A 1,037-nucleotide genomic window follows, 5' to 3' on the forward strand; every position below is an offset into this window, starting at 1 on the left:
CGACCCTTTTTCTGTACTTTTGATTTATAATAGTACTAGAGGTAATAACAGGGGAAAAAGCCCTAGTTTAAAATAGTTTCGCGAATAGTTGAATTAATGAAACTTGGATTTAAATAAAATGGAGATAATAGGCTACGCTCGTGTTTCAACGAGGGAACAGAATTTAGATTTGCAGCTAGATGCTTTAAAAGAAGCCGGATGCAAACTTATATTTGAGGAAAAAGTATCAGGAGTAAAAGATAGACCCGAATTAGATAAAGCCCTTGCGTATTTGCGAGAAGGTGATACTTTTGTTATCTGGAAGCTAGATAGATTAGGACGTTCTTTGAAAGATTTAGTTTATATAGTTGATTGTTTGCAGAAAAGAAAAGTTGCATTCAAAAGCATAGTTGATGGTATTGATACTAATAGTGCTTTAGGAAGGTGTCAATTTGGGATTTTTGCTTCATTGGCAGAATATGAACGTGAAATAATAGTAGAACGAACTAGGGCTGGATTACAAGCTGCAAAAGAACGAGGGAAACTTACGGGACGACCTATAGGATTATCGGAAGATGCAAAAAGAAAGGCTATAGCAGCAAAACGTTTATATGAAAATCGGGATTATTCTATAGGTGAAATATGCAGGATATTACACATTGGAAGTAAGGCTACTTTGTATAGGTATTTACGTTATGAAAAAGTAAGATTGATGAATAGAAGAAATAAATAGGGCGTTACCTTTCAGGTCGGGCTTTTCGCTGCAAGTCCTCGCTGTGCTGTGGGCTTTTCGCTACAATCCCTAACGCATTTTTCCCACCCACCCTTCTAAGGTATATCCAATGCTTTGCTTTTTCCACCGCTTCTACGAAGCACCTACAAAAACAAGGCATTGGATATTCGGTTTTATAGACTTCATGTTCCCTAAAGGGAATATTCCGTTTATAAAACCTAATCTCTTACCCCAAATATATAAAACTTTAGGGAAAAAGATAATACGTTGAAAATCAGTTGTTTATAAACTATTTTTAACAAAAATAATTGTCTTATTATTTGCG

1 protein-coding gene is annotated in these 1,037 nt (G+C 35.4%); it reads left to right on the top strand.

Going from position 1 to position 1,037, the window contains the following annotated elements:
* The first annotated feature begins 118 nt into the window (after positions 1-118).
* Positions 119-712, top strand: a complete 594-nt coding sequence (locus tag HMPREF2794_RS21610; protein WP_005647299.1) for a recombinase family protein — start codon at positions 119-121, stop codon at positions 710-712.
* Positions 713-1,037 lie beyond the last annotated feature (325 nt).

Source organism: Bacteroides sp. HMSC067B03, assembly GCF_001811315.1.
GTDB classification, from domain to species: domain Bacteria; phylum Bacteroidota; class Bacteroidia; order Bacteroidales; family Bacteroidaceae; genus Bacteroides; species Bacteroides faecis.

Excerpts from the sequence above, each read along its gene's own strand:
- HMPREF2794_RS21610 (WP_005647299.1), top strand. The coding sequence starts at position 119 with ATGGAGATAATAGGCTACGCTCGTGTTTCAACGAGGGAACAGAATTTA.